Annotated in this window: 15 protein-coding genes; 8 read left to right on the top strand and 7 right to left on the bottom strand. The window is 67.1% G+C overall.

Going from position 1 to position 20,022, the window contains the following annotated elements:
* Positions 1-75: 75 nt before the first annotated feature.
* Positions 76-6,795: a PGF-pre-PGF domain-containing protein gene (locus DVK03_RS12195; RefSeq protein ID WP_115803058.1), complete on the bottom strand. Its 6,720-nt coding sequence runs from the start codon at positions 6,793-6,795 to the stop codon at positions 76-78.
* A 611-nt stretch (positions 6,796-7,406) separates the two neighbouring features.
* Between DVK03_RS12195 and DVK03_RS12200 the strand changes: the two genes are divergently transcribed.
* The 5 genes from DVK03_RS12200 to DVK03_RS12220 all read left to right on the top strand — a co-directional run bounded on the left by DVK03_RS12200 (position 7,407) and on the right by DVK03_RS12220 (position 12,403).
* Positions 7,407-7,658, top strand: coding sequence for a hypothetical protein (locus tag DVK03_RS12200; RefSeq protein WP_049896263.1), 252 nt, complete (start codon positions 7,407-7,409; stop codon positions 7,656-7,658).
* A 450-nt stretch (positions 7,659-8,108) separates the two neighbouring features.
* Positions 8,109-8,399 carry a hypothetical protein gene (locus DVK03_RS12205; protein WP_006601256.1) on the top strand — a complete coding sequence of 97 codons (291 nt, stop codon included), beginning with the start codon at positions 8,109-8,111 and terminating at the stop codon, positions 8,397-8,399.
* Positions 8,400-8,574: 175 nt separating this feature from the next.
* A complete protein-coding gene (locus DVK03_RS12210; RefSeq protein ID WP_115803059.1) occupies positions 8,575-10,830 on the top strand; it encodes an NADP-dependent malic enzyme in 2,256 nt (751 codons plus the stop codon).
* Positions 10,831-11,211: 381 nt separating this feature from the next.
* Positions 11,212-11,409: a hypothetical protein gene (locus tag DVK03_RS12215; RefSeq protein ID WP_004042040.1), complete on the top strand. Its 198-nt coding sequence runs from the start codon at positions 11,212-11,214 to the stop codon at positions 11,407-11,409.
* 88 nt (positions 11,410-11,497) lie between these two features.
* Complete coding sequence (locus DVK03_RS12220) at positions 11,498-12,403, top strand: universal stress protein (protein WP_115803060.1); 906 nt, start codon at positions 11,498-11,500, stop codon at positions 12,401-12,403.
* A gap of 71 nt (positions 12,404-12,474) precedes the next feature.
* On the opposite strand, the gene DVK03_RS12225 is transcribed toward DVK03_RS12220, so the two are convergent.
* The 3 genes from DVK03_RS12225 to DVK03_RS12235 all read right to left on the bottom strand — a co-directional run bounded on the left by DVK03_RS12225 (position 12,475) and on the right by DVK03_RS12235 (position 16,347).
* Complete coding sequence (locus DVK03_RS12225) at positions 12,475-13,509, bottom strand: sodium:calcium antiporter (protein WP_115803061.1); 1,035 nt, start codon at positions 13,507-13,509, stop codon at positions 12,475-12,477.
* Positions 13,510-13,627: 118 nt separating this feature from the next.
* Positions 13,628-15,076: a phosphomethylpyrimidine synthase ThiC gene (gene thiC, locus DVK03_RS12230; protein ID WP_013035563.1), complete on the bottom strand. Its 1,449-nt coding sequence runs from the start codon at positions 15,074-15,076 to the stop codon at positions 13,628-13,630.
* Positions 15,077-15,189: 113 nt separating this feature from the next.
* Entirely contained in the window at positions 15,190-16,347 is a 1,158-nt protein-coding gene (locus DVK03_RS12235; RefSeq protein ID WP_004042036.1) for a multicopper oxidase domain-containing protein, read from the bottom strand.
* A gap of 257 nt (positions 16,348-16,604) precedes the next feature.
* Between DVK03_RS12235 and DVK03_RS12240 the strand changes: the two genes are divergently transcribed.
* Positions 16,605-16,973, top strand: coding sequence for a helix-turn-helix domain-containing protein (locus DVK03_RS12240; protein WP_049914811.1), 369 nt, complete (start codon positions 16,605-16,607; stop codon positions 16,971-16,973).
* A 3-nt stretch (positions 16,974-16,976) separates the two neighbouring features.
* Here DVK03_RS12240 and DVK03_RS12245 read toward each other — a convergent pair whose 3' ends face one another.
* Entirely contained in the window at positions 16,977-17,618 is a 642-nt protein-coding gene (locus DVK03_RS12245; RefSeq protein WP_004042034.1) for a helix-turn-helix domain-containing protein, read from the bottom strand.
* Between the two features lie 156 nt (positions 17,619-17,774).
* On the opposite strand from DVK03_RS12245, the gene DVK03_RS12250 reads away from it, so the two are divergent.
* Positions 17,775-18,878 carry a halocyanin domain-containing protein gene (locus DVK03_RS12250; RefSeq protein WP_115803062.1) on the top strand — a complete coding sequence of 368 codons (1,104 nt, stop codon included), beginning with the start codon at positions 17,775-17,777 and terminating at the stop codon, positions 18,876-18,878.
* Positions 18,879-18,948: 70 nt separating this feature from the next.
* On the opposite strand, the gene DVK03_RS12255 is transcribed toward DVK03_RS12250, so the two are convergent.
* Both DVK03_RS12255 and DVK03_RS19820 read right to left on the bottom strand, forming a co-directional pair.
* Positions 18,949-19,146, bottom strand: coding sequence for a XapX domain-containing protein (locus DVK03_RS12255; protein WP_004062737.1), 198 nt, complete (start codon positions 19,144-19,146; stop codon positions 18,949-18,951).
* Positions 19,147-19,153: 7 nt separating this feature from the next.
* A complete protein-coding gene (locus tag DVK03_RS19820) occupies positions 19,154-19,321 on the bottom strand; it encodes a hypothetical protein (RefSeq protein ID WP_158599086.1) in 168 nt (55 codons plus the stop codon).
* Between the two features lie 28 nt (positions 19,322-19,349).
* On the opposite strand from DVK03_RS19820, the gene DVK03_RS12260 reads away from it, so the two are divergent.
* The gene (locus DVK03_RS12260; RefSeq protein WP_115803063.1) at positions 19,350-20,003 is read left to right on the top strand and encodes a hypothetical protein; all 654 of its coding nucleotides are present in this window, start codon (positions 19,350-19,352) and stop codon (positions 20,001-20,003) included.
* The last annotated feature ends 19 nt before the right edge of the window (positions 20,004-20,022 follow it).

A 20,022-nucleotide genomic window follows, 5' to 3' on the forward strand; every position in this document is an offset into this window, starting at 1 on the left:
CGCCGGCCGCGGGCGTCGCTGGACCGGTCGAAGAAATGAGAGATGAAAAAAGGGACGAACCGCGCGGTGCGGTCGTTAGTCGTTCCGACGGACGGCGAGGAGCGCGGCCGCGAGGAGCGCGACCACGGCGAGCGCCGCGCCGAATCCGGGAACGGGGGAGTCGGTCGTGCCGCTCGCTGCCGTCGACGTTTCGTCGTCGAAGCCGGCAGTGCCAGTCGTCGTGTCGGTGCCGTCGTCCGGTGTCGTCGTCGTCGTGCCGTCGTCGTCGTCCGGCGTCGTCGTCGTGACGGCCTGCCTCGACGTCACGGCGAAGTACGAGAAGCCGGGCGTGTCGGCCTCGAGGACGACCGCGCCGTTACCGCTGTCGACGACGCTGGTTTCGAGGTCTTCCCACGAACCGGCGTCCTCGTTGAACCGCCGGACCACGAGGTCGGACGATTCGATGCCGAGTTCGTCGAGCCGGCTCTGTTTGACGGTGAACCGGAGGGTCGACGCGCGGTCGCGCGCGCTGTCGGGCACGTCAATCCGCACGTAGCTGACGGCCGTGCCATCGGGCTGTCCCACGCTGCCGGGGACTCCCGACCGTTCGCTGACGACGACCTCGCCGGTCGTCTGCTCGCTGAACGTGATGCTCACCGCGGAGACGCCCTGTCCGCCGTCGAACTGGGCGTCGAAGCCGCGTGCCGAGAACAGCCGGTCGCTGTCGGTCGTGTCGTCGTGGGGGAGGCTGCTCCCGCCGGCACCGCCGCCGCCGCCACCGACGTTCGGTTCCTCGACGGTGATGCTGCCGACCGTGACGTTGTCGACCTGGAGGTCGTACGTGCCGGCGTCGTCGATGGAGACGGTGTACGTCAGCGTGCCGGAGGAACCGGGGCCGACGGTGACGCTCTCCGTGGCCAGCGTCGTGCCGTCAGCCGTGAGCGCTTTGGTGTACGTCCCCTCCGCGGTTCCGGTGTTGTTCACGCGCACCGAGACCGTGAACGTCTCTTCGGTGTCCACGGTCGACTGCGAGATGGAACTCGCGCCCGCGTCGATGCTGAACGCCGGGAGACGCGCCGAGACGCTGACCGTCTCGATGGTCTCGCCGCCGAACGCGTAGACGTAGTCGCCGGTTCCCGGCGGCGTGTCGGTGAAGGTGAACGTCCGCTGTGCGCCGGACGCGAGCGAGGTCGAGATGTTCCCGACCGTCGTCCCGTTCCGGGTCACGTCGCCGGAGATGTTGCCGCTCGCGCCGCCGAGGTTACCGAGTTTGACCGTGACGGTCGTCTCCTCGTCTTCGAGGAGCGTCGACGGGCTGGCCGACGAGTCGCCGAGCAGTTGGATGTCGGCCGTCGGCGAACTCACGTCGAGCGCGTTCTCCGTGGTCGTTTCGTTGACCGCGATGGAGTAGGTGCCCGCGCTCGTCGGCTCGATGACGAGGCTCACGGACTGGTTCTCACCAGTGTCGAGGGTCACGGACTTCGTGGCGCCGAAGTCGGTGGTGCCCGCCTGACTGGTGCCGGTGACGCCGACGTCGAGCGACCCGGTCTCGTCACCGAAGTTCTCGACCTGCGCGGTCACCTCGACCTGGTCGCCGGTCTGCACGCTGGTCGCGTTGAGGTCCGCGGCGGTCACGGCGATGTCCGGACCCTGATTGACCGAGAACGTGGTGTCGTTCGTGGTCGTGTCACCGTTGTTGTTGGTGACGCGCACGCTGAGTAGGTGTTCGCCCGAGTCGATTTCGGACGAGTTGAGGTCGAGCGTCGCGCCGGGGTTCGAGAACACCGTCGCGTCGTCGGTCACGTCCTCGCCGTCGAGCAGCAGCGTCACCGCGGAGGCGTCGATGCCGCTCTCGGGGTCGGAGTAGTTCACTTCGACCGAGACGTTAGCGTCGCTCTCGAAGGTGGCGTTCTGGGAACTGACCCGCGTGACGTTCGGTGCCGTCAGGTCGGGCGCGACGGTGAAGTTCACCGTCGAGACGTTCTCGTTCCCGCTCTCGTCGGCCGCCGAGACGGACACCGTGTGGCTGGTGCCCGGTTCGAGACCGGTCTCGTTGAGCCGGATGTTCGAGAGGTCGTCGAGGGCCGCCTCGCTCGTGACGTCGGTCCCGTCGAAGGTGACGGTCACGGAGCTGAGGTTGACGCCGCTTTCGGCGTCGTCGACGCTCGCGGTCACGTTGACCGAGCTCGTCGTGTTCGAGAGTTCCTCGTCCTCGACGGGGCTCGAAATCTCGACCGTCGGCTCGGCGTCGTCAGCGGCGATACTGAAGTTCGTCGTGTCCTCGACGCTGTTACCGGCGTTGTCGAGCACGCGAACGGTGAGGTTGTGCGTCTCGTTTCCGTCCACGGAGACGGTCGTGTTGAACCCGGTCGCGTCGGGCGCGGCCGAGGCCGAGATGTCCTGTCCGTCGTACAGGACGGTGACGTTCTCCGCGTCGACGCCGGTGTCGTTCACCGCGTCACTCGCTTCCTCGTAGGTCGCGTTGAGTTCCACCGTGTCGGTGCCGAACGGGAAGGTCGTGCCGTTGGTCGGGCCGAGCGCGGTGATCGTCGGCGGTTCGCGGTCGTCCTGCACGGTGAAGTTGACCTGTTCGGTCGCCGTGTTGGCGGTCAGGTTCGTGTCGGACGCCTCGATGGTGACGGTGTAGTCCGCCGGCGCGAGACCGGACGCGGTGTAGTTGACCGACTCGTTCGTGACCGTCGCGTTGTCGGTCACGTCCACGTTACTGACCGGTCCGTCGCTGTCGAGCGTCACCGACACCGAGGAGGTGTTGACCTCCACGTTGTCGGAGAGCGTCGCGTTCACCGAGACCGTGTCGTTGACCTCGGAGAACTCGGCGCCTTCCGTCGGGTCGTCGTAGCTGATGGTCGGCGCTTCCGTGTCGTTTTCGACCGCGCCGTAGGTCGACAGACCGGTTCGGGTCGCGGTGTAGTAGTTACCGGACAGGCCGAACGGGTCGGTCTGGAGCGTCGTCGGCAGCACCTGCGTGCCGCCGCGCTCGATGTAGACGATGTTGAAGCCGTTTCCGGAGGTGTCGAGGTCTTCGTTGAAGCCGTAGGTGACGCTCTCGATTTGGTCCTCGGTGAGTCCGGCGTTGGCTTCGAGGTACTTCGTCGCCGCCGTGCCCTGCGAGAGCGCGTTCGGCGGGACGTTCGTGTCGGTCAGCGTGATGACGGTCTGCCCAGCGGGCAGGTCGGCGTCGTCGCTGGCGTTAATGCGGATGAACGTGTCGCCGCTCGCGCTCACGAGCAGCACCGACGACTGCTCCGAGAAGTTGTTGCTCGTGACGGTCGCGGTACTGGAGTCGCTCGCCGTGTTGCCGGCGCGGTCGGTCCCCGTCACGTCGAGCGCGTACTCGCCGGACTCGGTCGTGTCGAGTTCGGCGGTCCACGTCGTCGAGTCCTGTTCCGTGAGGTTCAGCGACTCGACGTTACTGTTCGGGTCGGTGAGTTCCGCGTCGGGGGTGCCGGCGAGCGGTTCCGTGCTGGCGACGCTGACCGAGAGGGTGCCGGACTCGGTCGTGTTGAGCGTCGCGGTGAGTCCGGGGTCGGTCGTGTCGACCACGACGGGGTCGGCCCGTTCCACGGTGACCTGGTTGTTACCGAGGTCGGTGGCGGTCGCCGTCATCGTGTAGTTCCCGTCGGGGAGCGCCGACGCCACGTCGAGCGTGTGGTTGCCCGTCCCGTTGTCGGGCGTCCGTTCGAACGTCGCCGTCACGCCCGAGTCGGACTCGAACGCGTATTCGACGGTGACGCTCTCCGAGGTGCTGTACGCGACATCGACGCTGCCGTTCGTGTAGACGGGGTCCGTCGTTCCGTCGACGGCCGACACGTCGTAGGTCGGCTCATCGTTGTCCACGCAGACCGTGGCGTTGGCGACGCCGGTGTTACCGCCGGCGTCCGTGCTCACGAGCGTGAGGTTGTAGGAACAGCTGTCGACGAGACTGCTGTCGTCGCTCGTGCCGTCCCACTCGATTTCGAACTCGCCGGTCGAACTGGCGAGGGAGGTCACGTCGCGCGTGTACACCGCCTCGTCGTCCGAGTCACGGACGACGAACGCCGCGGATTCGAGGTTGTCGTCGGCGCTGTCGAGCGTTATGTCGACGGGGTTGTTCGCGCTCACGTCCTCGCGGTCCTCGTCGTAGTCGGGGTCGAGCGTGAGACTCGCGGTCGGCGCGGTCTCGTCGTACTCGAACTCGAACAGCCGCGAGGTGGCGTGGCCGGCCTCGTCGACGACGGTCAGTCTCGCGGTCGTCGGCCCCTCGTCGAGCGAGACGCCGAGTTCGGAGACGTTGATTTCGAGCGTCGAGTTGTCGTTCGTCGTCGCGCCCGAGAGGTCGACGGCCGTGCCGTTGACCACGAGCGTCGTCGCGCTGGCGTTGATGCCTGACTCCGCGTCGCCGTTGCGGTCGTCCGCGAAGGACGCCGAGATAGTGCTCGACGGCCCGACGACGTCGGTCGGTTCGACGCTCGTGACGCGCGGCGAGGAGACGAAGTCGAAGCTGAACGTCCGGGTAATCGTGTTCCCGGCCGTGTCGGTCGCGTTGACCGTCAGCGTCGTCTCTCCCTCGTCGAGGTCGCCGGTCGGGACGGTCGCACTCCCGTTGGCGTCGAGCGAGAGCGGCTGCGAGCCGTTACCGAAGCTGTACGTCGCGCGCCTGATGTCCGACTCGTCGCTCACGTTGAGCGTGATGGGCGTGCCGAAGGGAACCGCGCCCTGTGCGGGTTCCGGAAGCCGGACGGTCGGCGGAAGCCGGTCGCGCCGCGTGACCGTCAGCGTCGAATCCGCTTCGACGCCGTTGACGGCGACGGTGAAGTTTCCGACGTCGTCGGCACCGAGCGCGGTCGGCGCGAGCGTGGTCACGTTTCTCGTGACCGTGGAATCAGCGCCCACGACGACGGTTCGGGTGGTGTTGGAGACCTCCGTGCCCGAGTCGTCGGTCGTCGTGTACGTGAGCCGGACCAGGTCGGAGCGACCGCCGGTGTTCTCGACGGTCGCCGAAGTGGTGTAGCGCTCGGTCGTGTTGACGCTCGTCGGCTCGACGGTGACGTCGGTCACGGTCGAGTTCGCCGGCGCGATGACGCGGACGGTCCGCGAGACGAGTTCGGCGTCGTCGGTCGAGAGCTCGTCGATGGAGACGTTGTAGGTGCCGGGGTCCTCGAACGAGGTGGTGAAGCTCACCTCGGTCGACTCGTTGGGCTGGAGCTCGCCGGTGTCGGAGGACGGCTGCGGCTCGCCGTCGACGGTGAGCGCCGCCTCGTAGCTCCCGTTGACTTCACCGACGTTCTCGACGGTCGCGTTCGCGACTACGTCGGTTCCGGGAACGACCTGTTTCGGTTCGATGGTGAGGTTGCTGTACTCGAAGGTCGCCGGCTCGAACACGTCGAGCGCGAGCGCGTCGCCGGCGAACGCCTCGCCGTTCGTCGCGTTCTTCGAGACGGTGGCGTTGTACTCGCCCGCCGTCGGGACGGTGACGACCGCGACGCCGTTGGCGTTCGTCTGGACGGTCGTTCCGCCGACGGTGACCTCGGCGTTCTCGACGGCCGCGCCGGTGTCTTCGCGCGTGACGGCGAACTCCACGTCCTCACCCGCGACGGGCGTGGTCGTGTTCGCCGTCAGGTTCAGTTGGACGCTCTGGGCGACTTGCAGCGGCGCGCGGTTCGTCACCGACTCGGTGCCCGACTGGTTCGTCGCGACGTGCATCACGACGTAGTCACCGGGCGTGGCGTCGTCGGCGATGGGGACCTCGACGGTCGTCTGGTTCCCCGCGACCTCGGTGACGGCCGAACCGTAGACGGTCGCGCCCGGGGAGACGACGGTCACGTCGTCGAACCGGGACGTGCTGTCGTTGAGCTGGTCGAAAATCGAAACGGCCGTCTCGCTGCCGACGAACGAGCGCGAACCGGGCGTGACGCCCATGATGTTCGCGTTCGACGGCATCCGACTGGTCCCGTTGACCCGCGCGATTTCGGTTTCGAGCGAGATGCTCGACCGGTCGGTCGCGTTGATGGTCTGGTCGTAGTTCGAGAGGTCGGACTCGTTGAAGATTGCGACGGTGTGGCTGACCTCGGTCGCGTCGAGCGACGAGGCGTCCACCGTAACCGTCACGTTCTGGCCGTTGCCCGCGAGCGACGGCGCGCTCACCGACGACGACCCCTGCTGAACGGGCAGGGCGTCGACGCCGACGAACGTGACGTTGCCGTCGGTTTCGAGGTTCCCGTCGCCGTTGGCGTCCGAAAAGCCGGTGCCGTCGTCGACGGTGACGACCGCGAACATCCACATGCCTGACTCGTCGGGCGTGAACGCGAACGAGTTGTCGTCCGACGTGCCCTGCGCCGAGCCGACGACCGAGGAACTCACGTCGTCGTCGCTCGTGAGCGTCTGGGCGATGCCGGGGACGCTCCGGGGAATCGTCGCGCCCTTATCGAGCTTTGCCGCGACGAGTTGGACGTCCTGGCCCTCGATGGCTCGGGGCGCACCGGCGCTCGAACCGGAGAACGTGAACGGGACCTCCTGTCCGACGTTGTACACGTACATCGGATTCTTTTCGAGGGACCGCTCCCTCCCGTCTACCCGCACGTACGTGTTGGTCGACTGGACCTGATACGCCGCGGCCGAGTCGAGCCGCGAGTCGGTGTCGTCAGGCCGGAGCGACAGGAACGCGCCGTCCCAGACGCTAATGTTCTCCGACGCCCGGGTCAGTTGGTCGTCGTCGACCGTGTCGAGTTGGTTAGCGGGCGGTCCACCCAGTTGTGCCTCACCTGTGGCGGTCCCGGCGCTCGCAGAGACTGGCCCTGCGATAACCGAGAATACCACGATGAGAGTGAGTGCAAGACTCAACCCTTGTCGGGAGAGCCTGCGGTAGCGACTCATATCTCACCCAACAGATAGAAACGGCATAATACTTTTGAATGTGAAAATTTCTGAAAGGTCGATGCCTGGTCTCGGGCGGACCTCACGCCGTTGAAATCAACCCCCGTCGTCGCAAGCGACACGGCGCGGTCGCCGCCGACGTGCGAATATCCATAATATATGTTATGATATCGGCGGTGTCGACTTGGCTCCCGCGTAAGCGAGGGGCGTTGGGAGGCGACCGCGGGTGGCGGTTGCGAGGCGACCGCGGTGGACGGAACGCGAGTGACCGACAGAGATGTAACAGACGTATCTTCATCACACTCTGGGACAACCGACCACGGTTTGGCGCGTTCGACCTCGGCCGAGAACACGCGTGTCGGACGTTCTCGAACGCGATAAAACTCGCGGTCACGACCACCCGACCGTGTGAGACCCGTTCGGCCGCCGCTCTCGTCCACTTGGGGGGAACGATTATCATCGTGGTCGTTGGAGTTGTAGTCGAAACTCGATAGGATATCTCAAGGGGTGGGTGAGATACTGCTCAGAGCCGCCACAAAGGGTGGGTAATCAGAATGGTTAACAAGCGATACGAAGCAGGAGAGAACGTACCGACGGATATCTGCTCGGTTCCCGCTGCCGAGGATGTGCTGACGTTCGCCGTGCCGGTCGAGGTGTACCACGGCTACGGCAGCGCGAAGCACGTCTATCCGACAGAACAGATCGAACGCGTCTCGGACCTATTCGTCACGGACGGTGAACCCGCCGAGATGACCGTCGCGGACGAGGTCCGACTCTACACGATTCCGCACGACGCCCTCCGCTGAGCCCGACGTCGCATTCGCGGGTCGCGTGCGACACGAACTGTCCGCAAGCTGATGGTCGACTATCAGGCCGCGCGCACGACGACGTACCAGGGAGACGACTAGACAGTTGACGGGGAGTTCACCCGGCGACGCGTCGGTGAACGCGCGGGTTCTCGCCCGGGCCGGGAGCGTCGGCTGTCGAGTTCGTCACCCCCGAGGCGGGCGAAGAGACACACCACGGGCGTCGGCCAGCGGTCGGCGGCTCGCGGTTCGGTTCCGACGCAGTGACTCGACGCACGCGGGTCACCGCGCCGCCGAACGTATCAACTACACATATAGTTCTGACGGTTGAGTAATAGTTATGACGGTGCTCGTTGGACATATGGCTGAAACTTGAGCAGTGTGTTCCCGAAGAGTGGGCGGGGAGAAACACGGTTAAAGGTAATGAAAAATAGTGTGGGTTGTCAACGGATGGTCAAAGAGATATACGATGCAGGGGATACGGTACCATCAACTATCTGTACAGTTGTCGATGAGGACGACGAGCTGACGTTCGGTGCGACAGTCGAAGTCGACGAGGGAGAGATTGCGTTCGCCGTGCCGGTCGAGGTGTACCACGGCTACGGCAGCGCGAAGCATATCTATCCCATCGAGCAAGTCGACTCGGTTTCGGACCTGTTCGTAACGGAGAGTCACTTCGAGGAGGTGTCGATAGCGGACAACGTTCAGCTCTACACGATGCCGCACGAAGCGCTCCGGTGAGCGCGCGGGTGGGGCGTGCCAACGACGCTGCCGCCCGTACGCACCAGCCGGACCCGTACATTCATCACCCCGGCGGGGAAACGGCGCGACGAGCGGCGGCGCTGTGCGTGACTCTCGTTGACGTGGCGCTGTCGGAGCGAAGGGTCTACTTACCTCACCGTTCCCATCACGAGCAATGACACTCGGAGACGACGCCCGAGACTACCATCGGCGTCCGCCCGCGGGGAAAGTAGAGATAGCGACGACGAAGCCGACGAACACACAGCGCGACCTGAGTCTGGCGTACTCGCCGGGCGTGGCCGCGCCGTGTCTCGACATCGCGGAGGACGAAGACGCCGCCTACGAGTACACCGCGAAGGGCAACCTCGTCGGCGTCGTCTCCAACGGCTCGGCGGTGCTCGGGCTGGGTGACATCGGAGCGCAGGCGTCGAAGCCGGTGATGGAGGGCAAGGGCGTGCTGTTCAAGCGCTTCGCCGACATCGACGTGTTCGACGTCGAGTTCGACCACGACGACCCCCAAGCGTTCGTGGAGTCGGTCGCCGCGACGGAGCCGACGTTCGGCGGCATCAACTTAGAAGACATCCGCGCGCCCGAGTGCTTCGAAATCGAGGAGTCCCTGCGCGACCGGATGGACATCCCCGTGTTCCACGACGACCAACACGGCACGGCCATCATCTCCGGGGCGGCGCTTTTGAACGCCGCCGACATCGCGGACAAGGAGCTGTCGTCGCTGAACGTCACCTTCTCGGGGGCGGGCGCGGCCGCGACCGCGACGGCGCGGTTCTACGTCTCGCTGGGCATCCCTCACGAGAACATCACGCTGTGCGACATCGACGGCGTCCTCTCGGAGTCGCGGGCCGAGGCCGGCGAACTCGACGAGTACGCCGAGCCGTTCGCCCGCGGCGTCGACGACGGCGACCTCGAAGACGCAATCGAGGGCGCGGACGTGCTCGTCGGTCTCTCGGTCGGCGGCATCGTCAGTCAGGAGATGGTGCGGTCGATGGCCGACGACCCCATCATCTTCGCCATGGCGAACCCGGAGCCCGAAATCGCCTACGAGGACGCGAAGGACGCCCGCGACGACACGGTTATCATGGCCACCGGGCGCTCCGACTACCCGAATCAGGTGAACAACGTCCTCGGGTTCCCCTTCATCTTCCGCGGCGCGCTCGACGTGCGCGCGACCGAGATCAACGAGGAGATGAAGCGCGCCGCCGCCGAGGCGCTGGCGAACCTCGCGCGACAGGACGTGCCCGACGCGGTCGTCAAGGCCTACGGCGACGGCCCGCTCCAGTTCGGCCCCGACTACCTCATCCCCAAGCCGCTCGACCAGCGCGTCCTCTACGAGGTGACGCCCGCCGTCGCCGAGGCGGCCATGGAGAGCGGCGCGGCCCGCCGCGAGCGCGACCTCGACGACTACCGCGAGGAGTTGGAAGCCCGCCTCGGGAAGTCCCGCGAGATGATGCGCGTCGTCCTCAACAAGGCGGCGTCGAACCCCAAGCGCGTCGTCCTCGCGGAGGGCGAAGACGAGAAGATGATTCGCGCCGCGAGCCAGCTAGTCGAGGAGGGCATCGCCGAACCGATTCTCGTCGGCCGGACGAAAGAGATTCTCCGCACCGCCGAGGACCTCGGCCTCGACTTCGACCCGACCATCGCGGACCCCGAAAGCGGCGAGTGGAACCACTACGTCGACCACCTCTACGAGCGCCGCCAGCGCAAGGGCCTCACCCGGACCGAGGCGGCCGAGCTCGTGCGGGGCGACTCGAACTACTTCGCCAGCGTGATGGTCGAAGTCGGTGACGCGGACGCGATGCTGACGGGCCTCACGCACCACTACCCGTCGGCGCTTCGCCCGCCGCTCCAGATTATCGGCACGGCCGACGACGCCGACTACGCCGCCGGCGTCTACATGCTGACGTTCCGGAATCGCGTCATCTTCTGCGCCGACGCGACGGTCAACCTCGACCCCGACGAGAACGTGCTCGCCGAGGTGACGAAACACACCGCCGAGCTCGCCCGGCGCTTCAACGTCGAACCCCGCGCGGCGCTCCTCTCGTACTCGGACTTCGGCAGCGTCACGAACGAGGGGACGCGCAAGCCCCGAAACGCCGTCGAACAACTGCACGCCGACCCCGAGGTCGACTTCCCGGTCGACGGCGAGATGCAGGCCGACACCGCCCTCGTCGAGGAGATGCTGACCGACACCTACGACTTCGCGGAACTCGACGACCCCGCGAACGTCCTCGTGTTCCCGAACCTCGAAGCGGGCAACATCGGCTACAAACTGCTCCAGCGCCTCGGCGGCGCGGAGGCCATCGGCCCGATGCTCGTCGGCATGGACAAACCCGTCCACGTCCTCCAGCGCGGCGACGAAGTCAAAGACATCGTCAACCTTGCGGGTGTCGCCGTGGTAGACGCCCAATCCGAGTAGCGGCCCCGAGCGGAGCGAGGGTTTTTTGGTCCAGATTTTTCCGGAGAGGGTGAGCGGAGCGAACCCGAACCGGAAAAAGGTGGTCGTTCGATCTGGCGGGTGTCGCCGTGGTAGACGCCCAATCCGAGTAGCGGCCCCGAGCGGAGCGAGGGTTTTTTGGTCCAGATTTTTCCGGAGAGGGTGAGCGGAGCGAACCCGAACCGGAAAAAGGTGGTCGTGCAACCTGGCGGGTGTCGCCGTGGTGGACGCCCAATCGGAGTAGCGGCCCCGAGCGGAACAACACGACCCAATCGGAATAACCCGGCCGTCGACGGCGCACCCGACCGCCCGCTCGGGCGCGCCAGCACGAGAAATTAAATAGATTCGGCCGAGTCTGGGAGTATGGTCGAGTTGGGCACACACACGTCGGCGTCGGAGCGCCGGTTCGCACTCGGGTGGGTCGGGATGGCCATCGTGATGTCGTTCGCGGTCGCTGCCATCGATTTCCTCGAACTGCCGTTACAGACGGTGTACGTGTTCGCGGCGGGCGTGACGCTCCGGGAAGCCATCGGACTGGCGGTCTGGGCGCTCCGACGCTGACGGCGGACGGGGGCGGGGGCGCGGTCGGATTCTCACCCCGTGGCGACCAGCCTCCTCGCTTTTGTGCGTTCGCTGAGAATATCGAACCATGTTCGACCAACTCCTCTTTCCGACCGACGGGAGCGACGGCGCGGACGCCGTCCTCGACCACGTCGTCGACATGGCCGCCGCCCACGACGCGACCCTCCACCTACTGCACGTCGCCCCGCCGGAGCCCGAGCGCCGCCCGAGCCTGACCGGCGGCTCCGAGGGCGACGGCGCCGGCGACGACCCCAGCGAACGCCGCCGAAGCGACGGCGAGCGATTCGTGAGCGACGCCGCGGCCCGCGCGTCGCAGTCCGACGTGACGGCCGTGACGAGCGTCGAGCGCGGCGAGCCGTATCAGGTCATCACCGAGTACGCGGCCGAGCGGGACGCCGACCTCGTGGTCATGCCGACCCACGGGCGGACGGGGCTGAGCCGCCTCCTCCTCGGGAGCACCACGGAGCGCGTCGTCCGGCGGTCGGACGTGCCCGTGCTCACCGTTCGGCCGGACGCGGCGACCGACCTCGCGTACCCCTACGCCGACGTGCTGACGCCCACCGACGGGAGCGCCTGCGCGACCGCGGCGGTCACGTTCGGGAGCGAGTTGGCCGCGGCGACCGACGCGGCACTCCACGCGGTGTCGGTCGTCAACGTCGCCGCCTTCGGCGCGGACATCCGCGGACCGCTCCTCCTCGACGAACTCGAAGAGCGGGCGAGCGACGCGGTCGACGCGGCGAGCGACACGGCGGCCGCCGCGGGCGTCGAGACTATCAGGAAGTCGGTCGGCCGCGACGTGTCGATTCACGACGGCATCCTCGCGTACATCGACGAGTACGACGTGGACATCGTGGTGATGGGGACCCACGGCCACACGGGGTTCGACCGCTATATGCTCGGGAGCGTCGCCGAGAAGCTGGTTCGGAGTTCGCCGGTGCCGGTGGTGACGGTCAGACAGCCGCGAGAGGAGTAGGGCGGGGTCGCCGGGCGTCGGGGCGAGTCGGCCCGAGTCGGCGGACCCGACGGACCGACCGCGTCCGCCCGTCAGTTCCGAAGGAGCGACGTGACGCCCGCGGTCTCGGCGATAACCCAGCCGACGAAGACGAGATACGCCGCGCCGAGCGCGTACGACTCCAGCCGGGTGAGCGACAGGTCCGTCCGGAGCAGGCCGAAAAGCAGGACGGTCGCCAGCGTCAGCACGCCCAGCATGGGGACGGCGACGGCGAAGTCCACCGGGACGCTCCCGACGATGAGCACGCCCACGGGGATGGCGACGAGCAGGTCGAACGTGTTCGACCCGAGGACGTTGCCGAGGCTCGTCGCGCTGTTGCCGTCGGCGGCCGAACGGACGCTGACGAGCGTGTCGGGGAGGCTCGTCGCGGCGGCGACGACCGTGACGCCCGCGAGGAACGTCGGGACGCCGAATGTCGCGCTGAGCGACTCGACGCTCCCGACCAGTTGCTCGACGCCGACGAGGATGACGAGGAGGCCGCCGAGGAGCCGCGCCCACTCGCGGCCGATGCCGTCAGCGACGCCAGCGTCCTCGGCTTCGTGCTCCGACACGTCCTGCCACTGGATGAATAGATAGAGCCCGTAGAGGAGCAGTGGGATGAGCGCGATGGGGCGGGTGAGTTCTCCCGTCAGGGGCGGGCCGTCGGGCACGGGGAAGTAGATGACCGCCAGCGAGAAGGTGACGACGAGCGTGGCCACGGCGACCATGTAGAACTGCGCCTCCTTGTAGACGACGAGGCGACTGGTTTCGAGGTCGCCGTCGGTGGCGAGCCCCGACAGCGCCGGAATCACGAGGACGTTGAAGATGGCCGAGCCGACGATTGCGCCGACGCCCATGTCGAAGACGCCCGCGGCCGCGGCGACGGCGACGCTGGCGAACTCGGGAAAGCTCGACCCGAGGGCGACGATGATGGAGCCCTGGACGACCGCCGGGAGGCCGTAGTACGCCGCGAGGTGGTCGGCTGACGCTTCGAGCCACCCGCTGCCGGCCCAGATGAGACCGGTCATCAGGAGAATCACGGCGACGTTCGCGAGCGGCGACGGCGAGAGGAGACTGCCGAGGACCATTGGTACTCCCTTTCAGCGACCCGGAAAAAGAAGCCACCGACACGGGGTGGTCGCGCGGTGGGTTCGGTCGATTGCCCGCGGAGTCGGTTGGTCGGCGGGCCGCGGACGCGGCGGGTCGTCAGTCGTCGCCGTGGGCGGACTCGGGCGTGAACGTGACGCCGCCGATTTCGATTTCGTCGGGGACGCGGTCGGTGTCGTGCGCGCCGACCGGCGGGAGGTTCGCGTCGGCCGCGGGCGACGCGTCGAGGTCGGTCGCGGACTCGATTGTCTCCATCTCGCCGTCGGCCTCGCGCGCGTCCTGGTCGATGCGCATCGAGCAGAACTCGACGCCGCACATCGAGCAGAAGCGCGCCTCCTTGTAGTTGTCGCCGGGGAGCGTCTGGTCGTGGTACGACCGCGCCCGCTCGGGGTCGAGCGCGAGGTCGAACTGCCGCGCCCAGTCGAACTCGTAGCGGGCCTCCGAGAGCGCGTCGTCCCAGTCGCGCGCGCCGGGGAGGTCGTTCGCCACGTCGGCCGCGTGGGCGGCGATTCGGTAGGCCGCGAGCCCCTCGCGCACGTCCTCGCGGTCGGGGAGGCCGAGGTGTTCCTTGGGCGTGACGTAACACAGCATCGCCGCGCCGGCGCGTCCCGCCTCGGTCGCGCCGATGGCGCTCGTGATGTGGTCGTAGCCCGGAGCCACGTCGGTGACGAGCGGCCCGAGCACGTAGAACGGCGCGCCGTCGCAGACTTCCCGCTGGCGCTCGACGTTCTCGGCAATCTGGTCCATCGGGACGTGGCCGGGTCCCTCGACCATCACCTGCACGCCGTGGTCCCACGCGGTCCGCGTGAGTTCGCCCAGCGTGTCGAGTTCGGCGAACTGCGCGTCGTCGCCGGCGTCGGCCAGACAGCCGGGTCGGAGGCCGTCGCCGAGCGAGAACGTCACGTCGTGCTCAGCGAAGATATCGCAGATGTCCTCGAACGCGACGTACAGGGGGTTCTGCTCGCCGTGTTCTTCCATCCACTGGGCGAGGATAGAGCCGCCGCGGGAGACGATGCCCGTCTTCCGGCCGTCGGTAAGCGGGAGGTGCTCCATCAGCACGCCCGCGTGAATCGTCATGTAGTCGACGCCCTGTTCGGCCTGTTTCTCGATGATGTCGAGGAGCAGGTCGCGGGTGATGTCTTCGGGGCTGTCGACGCGCTTGACCGCCTCGTAGATGGGGACGGTGCCGATGGGGACCGGCGAGTACGCGACGTTCGCCTCGCGTATCTCGTCGAGGTTCGACCCCGTCGAGAGGTCCATCACCGTGTCCGCGCCGTAGTGGACCGCGGTGTGGAGTTTCTCCAACTCCTCGGTGAGGTCGCTCGTCGTCTCGCTGTTGCCGATGTTCGCGTTGACTTTCGTGGCGAACTCGCGGCCGATAACCATCGGGTCCAGCGAGTCGTGATTGCGGTTCGCGGGGACGACCGCCTGCCCCTCGGCGACCTGCTCCCTGACGAACTCGGGGTCGCGGTTCTCGCGCGCTGCGACCCGTTTCATCGCCGGGGTGACGGTTCCCGCTCGGGCGTGTTGGAGCTGTGTCGACGCCATTGATTAGCTAGTGATACAACTGGTTAATAACAGTTGTGACGGGCGGGTCGGAAACGGGGGACCGACAAGCGGGCGACCTGCTTACCGGCTCCGACGACACGAGGGTACGTCGTTCATCCCTCGTAGCCGGCGTACTCCATCAGGCTCGCGAAGATGTCGGTGTCCATCGCCTCCTTGTAGACGACGCCGCTCAGCATGCCGCCGGGGTAGAAGCCCCCGTTCATGACGTGGTTGACCTTGTGGCAGTGCATGAGGTAGATACCGGGTTGGGCGTCCGCCGTGAACTCGATGGTGTGGCGCTCCGCGGGCGCGATGTTCGTCACGTCCATGTCGTGGCGGGCGGCCTCGGGGACGACGCCGCCGTCCTTCTCGACGACCTGGAAGCGGTGGTTGTGGATGTGCATCGGGTGGCTCATGTAGCCCGCGTTGACGTAGTGGACCCGGACGGTGTCGCCCTGCTCGACGATGATGGGCGAGCCGTCTTCGGGGTGGAGCGTCCGCGGCGCGCTCTTCCCGTTGACGGTGAACACGTCCGGCTTCCGGTCCCGGGGGTCGTACGTCACGTTCTCGCCGGCCATCTGCCGGGGGAGCCGCGAGTCCCAGTCGCGGACGGTCATGAAGTACTCCCGGTCGGCCGGCTCGTACCCCTTCGGGTCGACGCGGAGGATGCCGTACATCCCCATCTCGATGTGCCGGTGGGTCTGGTAGTGACAGTGGTAGAGGTGCGTTCCGGGCACGTTCGCCGGGATGGTGTAGGTGTGTTTCTCGCCGGGGTCGACTCGGATGCCCGTCGTCGTCGGCACGCCGTCGTCCTTCCAGGCCTTGCGCACGCCGTGGAAGTGGACCGTGTGCGGGCGCATCCCGTCGGTGTTGTCCAGCGTGACCTCCATGTCGTTGCCCTCGGTCGTCCGGAGAATCGGCCCGGGGACGCTCGGCTCGCCGTCGTCGGCGCTGAACGCCCACACCTGCGGGAGTTCGACCGGCCCGCCCATCGTTTCGAGGGGGTGGGCCGCGTGGCGCGCCGGCGCGCTCTTGAGGGTGACCTGCCCGCCCTGTTCGTCCACCTGCACGACCTCCGGCGGACTGGTGTACGGCAGACTCGACTCGCTCGTCTGGGCGACCGTCGTCTCGTCCGTGCCGACGGCGGCGTTGCCGTCATCGTTCGTGGGCGCGGCGCACCCCGCGAGGCCGAGCGCTCCGACGCTTCCCGTTGCGGCGAGGAATTCGCGACGCGATACCGTCGAACCGGGTGCACCGACGTAGTTTCGCATTACGGTCGGTCGTTGTCCGGGGGTATGGAATACGGTCTCGCCGGTTCCCGACGCACAGGATTTCACCGAACATGTTCGGCATGGTCGATACGTACCGGGCGGGAAAACAGTCGAGTCGGGCGTACCAGTCAGAATCGACGGCCATCGGTTCGACCGCACCGACGCTGGTGCCCCACGACTTTCATACGCCCCGGAGGTGTATCGGGAATCGAACCGACGGCGCGCGGGTCGCCGCCGAGCAATCCACTCTCACGCAGATGTCGACCAATCCACTCTCAGACGCGCTCGAACCGGACTTCGAGACGGTGTTCGCCGCCCTCACCAGCCCGCAGTGTCGGGCGGTCCTCAGGCGGCTCGACGGGCCGATGACCGCCTCGGACATCGCCGCCGCGTGCGACCTCCCGCGGTCGACGGTGTACCGAAAGCTCGAACAGATGGTCGAGGCGGGGCTCCTCGAAAAACGCGACCGCGGCCGCGACGCCGCCCGCTACGCGCTCGGCTTCGAGGAGGTCGTCGTGACGCGCGAACCCGGCGACCTCTCGCTTTCGGTGTCGTCGCCGTCGCGGTCGGCCTCGGACCAGCTCTCGACGATGTGGTCGGCCGTCAGCGACCAAGCCGACGACTGAGACCTACCCGACCGTCGCGTCGTCCCGCGCGAGAAACGCCTTCATCACTTTGCCCTCCGCCCGGTGGAGCTTCTCGCTCGTCGTCGACTTCGCCAGCCCCACGGCCTCGGCGAGTTCGGTGAGCGTGCACGTCCTCGGCGTGTCGTAGTAGCCCTCGGAGACGGCCGTTTCGAGGAGGTCGTACTGGTCGTCGGTGAGAAGCGACTCCGTGTCTATCGACTGGTGGATGGAGACGAGGTCGAACGGGATGCCGAACTGCGTGAGCTGTTCGCCCAACTCCGAGAGGTTCTCCCGCGGCGCGGTCACCTCGACTGTCACCTCGCCGTCGACGATGGTGATGGGCAGTTCCAGCGGGATGCCCACCTCGCTGAGCGTGAGAATCAACAGCGGCTCGGTCGTCTCGAACTGCACGAGCGCGCGCTCCGGCTGCGCTTCGAGAATCGTCACCGAGACGACCGACTCGTACTCGTCGATGGTGGTGACGACGGGTTCGATGTCGGCCGCTCGTATCTCGACGAGGCCGACGCCCGTCTCGTCGGCCGGCATCGCCGCGAGCACGGTGAACTCGGCGTCCGGATAGCGGCCCGAGAGGTCGGAGACCCAGACCTGCTCGGGGAGCGTGATGGAGAGTGTTGCCCGGGGCATCGGTAGTGAAACGAAGTCGTCCCCGCCGCACAAAGATAGTTCCGAACATGTTCGGCTTCCGGCCGCGGTTCGAGAACCACCGAGACGGGCTTTTCACCGGACCCCCAACCGTCGAGTGTCGAGCGGGGCGGGTCCACCGCCTCGCCATCCTCAATCATGAGTTCGAACGACACCACATCTCCGACGCTCGGCCGGCGAACCGTACTTCGACTCCTCGGCGGCGCGGCCGTCTCTACGACCGCGCTGGGAGGCGTCACCGATTCCGCACGAGCGCAGTCGGGGTCCGACCTCGACTCGTGGTTCGCACAGACCTCGAACTACGACGGGGTGGTGGACGAGACGGGACGCTCGACGGTGACGGTGACGGTGGGGTCACAGGCCAACGGCGGGGCGTTCGGGTTCGGCCCGGCCGCCGTGCGCGTCGACCCCGGAACGACCGTCGTTTGGGAGTGGTCCGGGAAGGGCGGGTCGCACAACGTCGCCGCCGAGGACGGGAGCTTCGAGTCCGACCTCGTCGGCGACAGCGGCCACACGTTCGAGCGGACGTTCGATTCGACCGGCGTCTACACCTACGTCTGCACGCCGCACAAGACGCTCGGCATGAAGGGTGCAATCGTCGTCGGCGACGTCGGCGGCGCGACCGCGACCGAGGCAGCCGACTCGACCGACTCGGCCGGCGAGGGCGAGTCGGAGTCCACCGAGAGCGCCGGCGAGGGAGACGCGGACCTCGACGCGTGGTTCGAAAACACCTCGAACTTCGACGGCGTGGAGGCGCAGACCGGCCTCCAGCGCGTGACGGTCGAGGTCGGGTCGCAGGCCAACGGCGGGGCGTTCGGCTTCGGCCCCGCGGCGATTCGCGTCTCGAAGGGGACGACCGTCGCGTGGACGTGGACCGGCGAGGGCGGGTCGCACAACGTCGCCACCGAGGACGGGAGCTTCGAATCCGACCTCGTCAGCGCCGGCGACCACACGTTCGAACACACCTTCGAGGAGGCCGGGACGTACACCTACGCCTGCACGCCGCACAAGACGCTCGGCATGAAAGGGGCAGTCGCCGTCACCGACGACGAGGGCGGGTCGAACGCGCAGGTGGCCGAACCGTTCGGTGACCCCGGGACCGAGCGCCTCGGCGGCATCGCGCTGGCCGGGACGTTCGGCGCGATGCTGGCGTCGCCCGCGCTGTTCGGCGCGTTCATGTGGCTCAAGGGCGAGGGCGGCGAGTCGGCGGGTGAGACGTATCCGAAGGGGAAGTCGGAGTAACTCGTCCGCGGGAGGAGTCGGGGGGTTTCAGTTCAGTGTCGGACCGAACCGTCTTTCTCGAACTGCGCGCTCAGAACAGCGACGCGAGCACCCCCGAGATATCGACGTGGAACCCCAACCGCTGGACGCCCTTGTATCCGAGGTAGATGCCGACGATACCCAGTATCCCGGCGAGGTCGGGCGGGGCCGGAATCGGTGTTTCTATGAGGCCGAACAGGGCTCCGGCGAAGACGCCTGCCAGCAGGGCCAAAACGAGTTGCGAGGCCATAGGAGAGTCATCCGCGTTCCCCGATAAATAGGTACAGCATCGACGCGAGCGCGGCGACCGCCTCCGCAACAACCAGGTCGCGGTTGGCGGTGTGCCGCGGTTGTGACCGGACGACAGCGAACAGAACCGGGACGCTGCCGAAGCACTCACAGCGCGTGTCATCGGTCCAGAACATTGTTACTGACTCCGGTGTGTTGCTACGTATGCGCCGTCGCGCGTTTCTCGCGTCCGCCCTGATCGCAGCCTCCACCCTGACCGCAGGATGTAGCTCTCTCGGCCCGCAAACCGAACGCACGGACCCGGTAGTCGAGACCGACGACAACCCCCGAGACAGGGGAAAATACCTCGAATTCGACGGGGCCGGAGACGACGGAGACCTCGCCACCGTGGGCGTCGACCCCACGTCCGGCCCCCTTCCGAGACCGCTCGCCGTCTCGATTTCGCATACAGACGACACCGAACTCCGGTCGCTCACACAGCGGTTCGTGGCACCGGACGGCGACGGGTCTCCGCCGAAACTCTCACTCCGAGGGCCGTTCGAGGGAGGCCACGAGCCCCACCCGTCTGTGTCGCTGTTCCGAGACGATACGGCCACGGTCTTCGAGGTCCACCGGTTCGGCGAGCTCGCCGACGAGACCGCGTTCATCAACCTCGCGGTCACCGAATGGCCGGACTCGGCCCGCAGACTCGTCGTCGATAGTACCGTGGAACTCGTCGAGACGGGGGCGTTCGAGCACACGCACGTCCTCGACGGCGAACTGGCGTTCGACTTCTTCGCCGGAACGGATGCCGGCGACGGAACCGCTGAAACCCCGGACTCGTCGGGGGAGCTAGACACCGGCTCGCCGCGAGTGTAGACACCGGTCTCGACGTTCG

The organism is Haloferax sp. Atlit-109R (assembly GCF_003665865.1).
Lineage (GTDB): Archaea > Halobacteriota > Halobacteria > Halobacteriales > Haloferacaceae > Haloferax > Haloferax volcanii.

Excerpts from the sequence above, each read along its gene's own strand:
- DVK03_RS12225 (WP_115803061.1), bottom strand. The coding sequence starts at position 13,509 with ATGGTCCTCGGCAGTCTCCTCTCGCCGTCGCCGCTCGCGAACGTCGCC.
- DVK03_RS19820 (WP_158599086.1), bottom strand. The coding sequence starts at position 19,321 with ATGTTCTGGACCGATGACACGCGCTGTGAGTGCTTCGGCAGCGTCCCG.
- DVK03_RS12260 (WP_115803063.1), top strand. The coding sequence starts at position 19,350 with ATGCGCCGTCGCGCGTTTCTCGCGTCCGCCCTGATCGCAGCCTCCACC.
- DVK03_RS12240 (WP_049914811.1), top strand. The coding sequence starts at position 16,605 with ATGTCGACCAATCCACTCTCAGACGCGCTCGAACCGGACTTCGAGACG.
- DVK03_RS12220 (WP_115803060.1), top strand. The coding sequence starts at position 11,498 with ATGTTCGACCAACTCCTCTTTCCGACCGACGGGAGCGACGGCGCGGAC.
- DVK03_RS12250 (WP_115803062.1), top strand. The coding sequence starts at position 17,775 with ATGAGTTCGAACGACACCACATCTCCGACGCTCGGCCGGCGAACCGTA.
- DVK03_RS12235 (WP_004042036.1), bottom strand. The coding sequence starts at position 16,347 with ATGCGAAACTACGTCGGTGCACCCGGTTCGACGGTATCGCGTCGCGAA.
- DVK03_RS12200 (WP_049896263.1), top strand. The coding sequence starts at position 7,407 with ATGGTTAACAAGCGATACGAAGCAGGAGAGAACGTACCGACGGATATC.
- DVK03_RS12245 (WP_004042034.1), bottom strand. The coding sequence starts at position 17,618 with ATGCCCCGGGCAACACTCTCCATCACGCTCCCCGAGCAGGTCTGGGTC.
- DVK03_RS12210 (WP_115803059.1), top strand. The coding sequence starts at position 8,575 with ATGACACTCGGAGACGACGCCCGAGACTACCATCGGCGTCCGCCCGCG.
- DVK03_RS12255 (WP_004062737.1), bottom strand. The coding sequence starts at position 19,146 with ATGGCCTCGCAACTCGTTTTGGCCCTGCTGGCAGGCGTCTTCGCCGGA.
- DVK03_RS12205 (WP_006601256.1), top strand. The coding sequence starts at position 8,109 with ATGGTCAAAGAGATATACGATGCAGGGGATACGGTACCATCAACTATC.
- thiC (WP_013035563.1), bottom strand. The coding sequence starts at position 15,076 with ATGGCGTCGACACAGCTCCAACACGCCCGAGCGGGAACCGTCACCCCG.
- DVK03_RS12215 (WP_004042040.1), top strand. The coding sequence starts at position 11,212 with ATGGTCGAGTTGGGCACACACACGTCGGCGTCGGAGCGCCGGTTCGCA.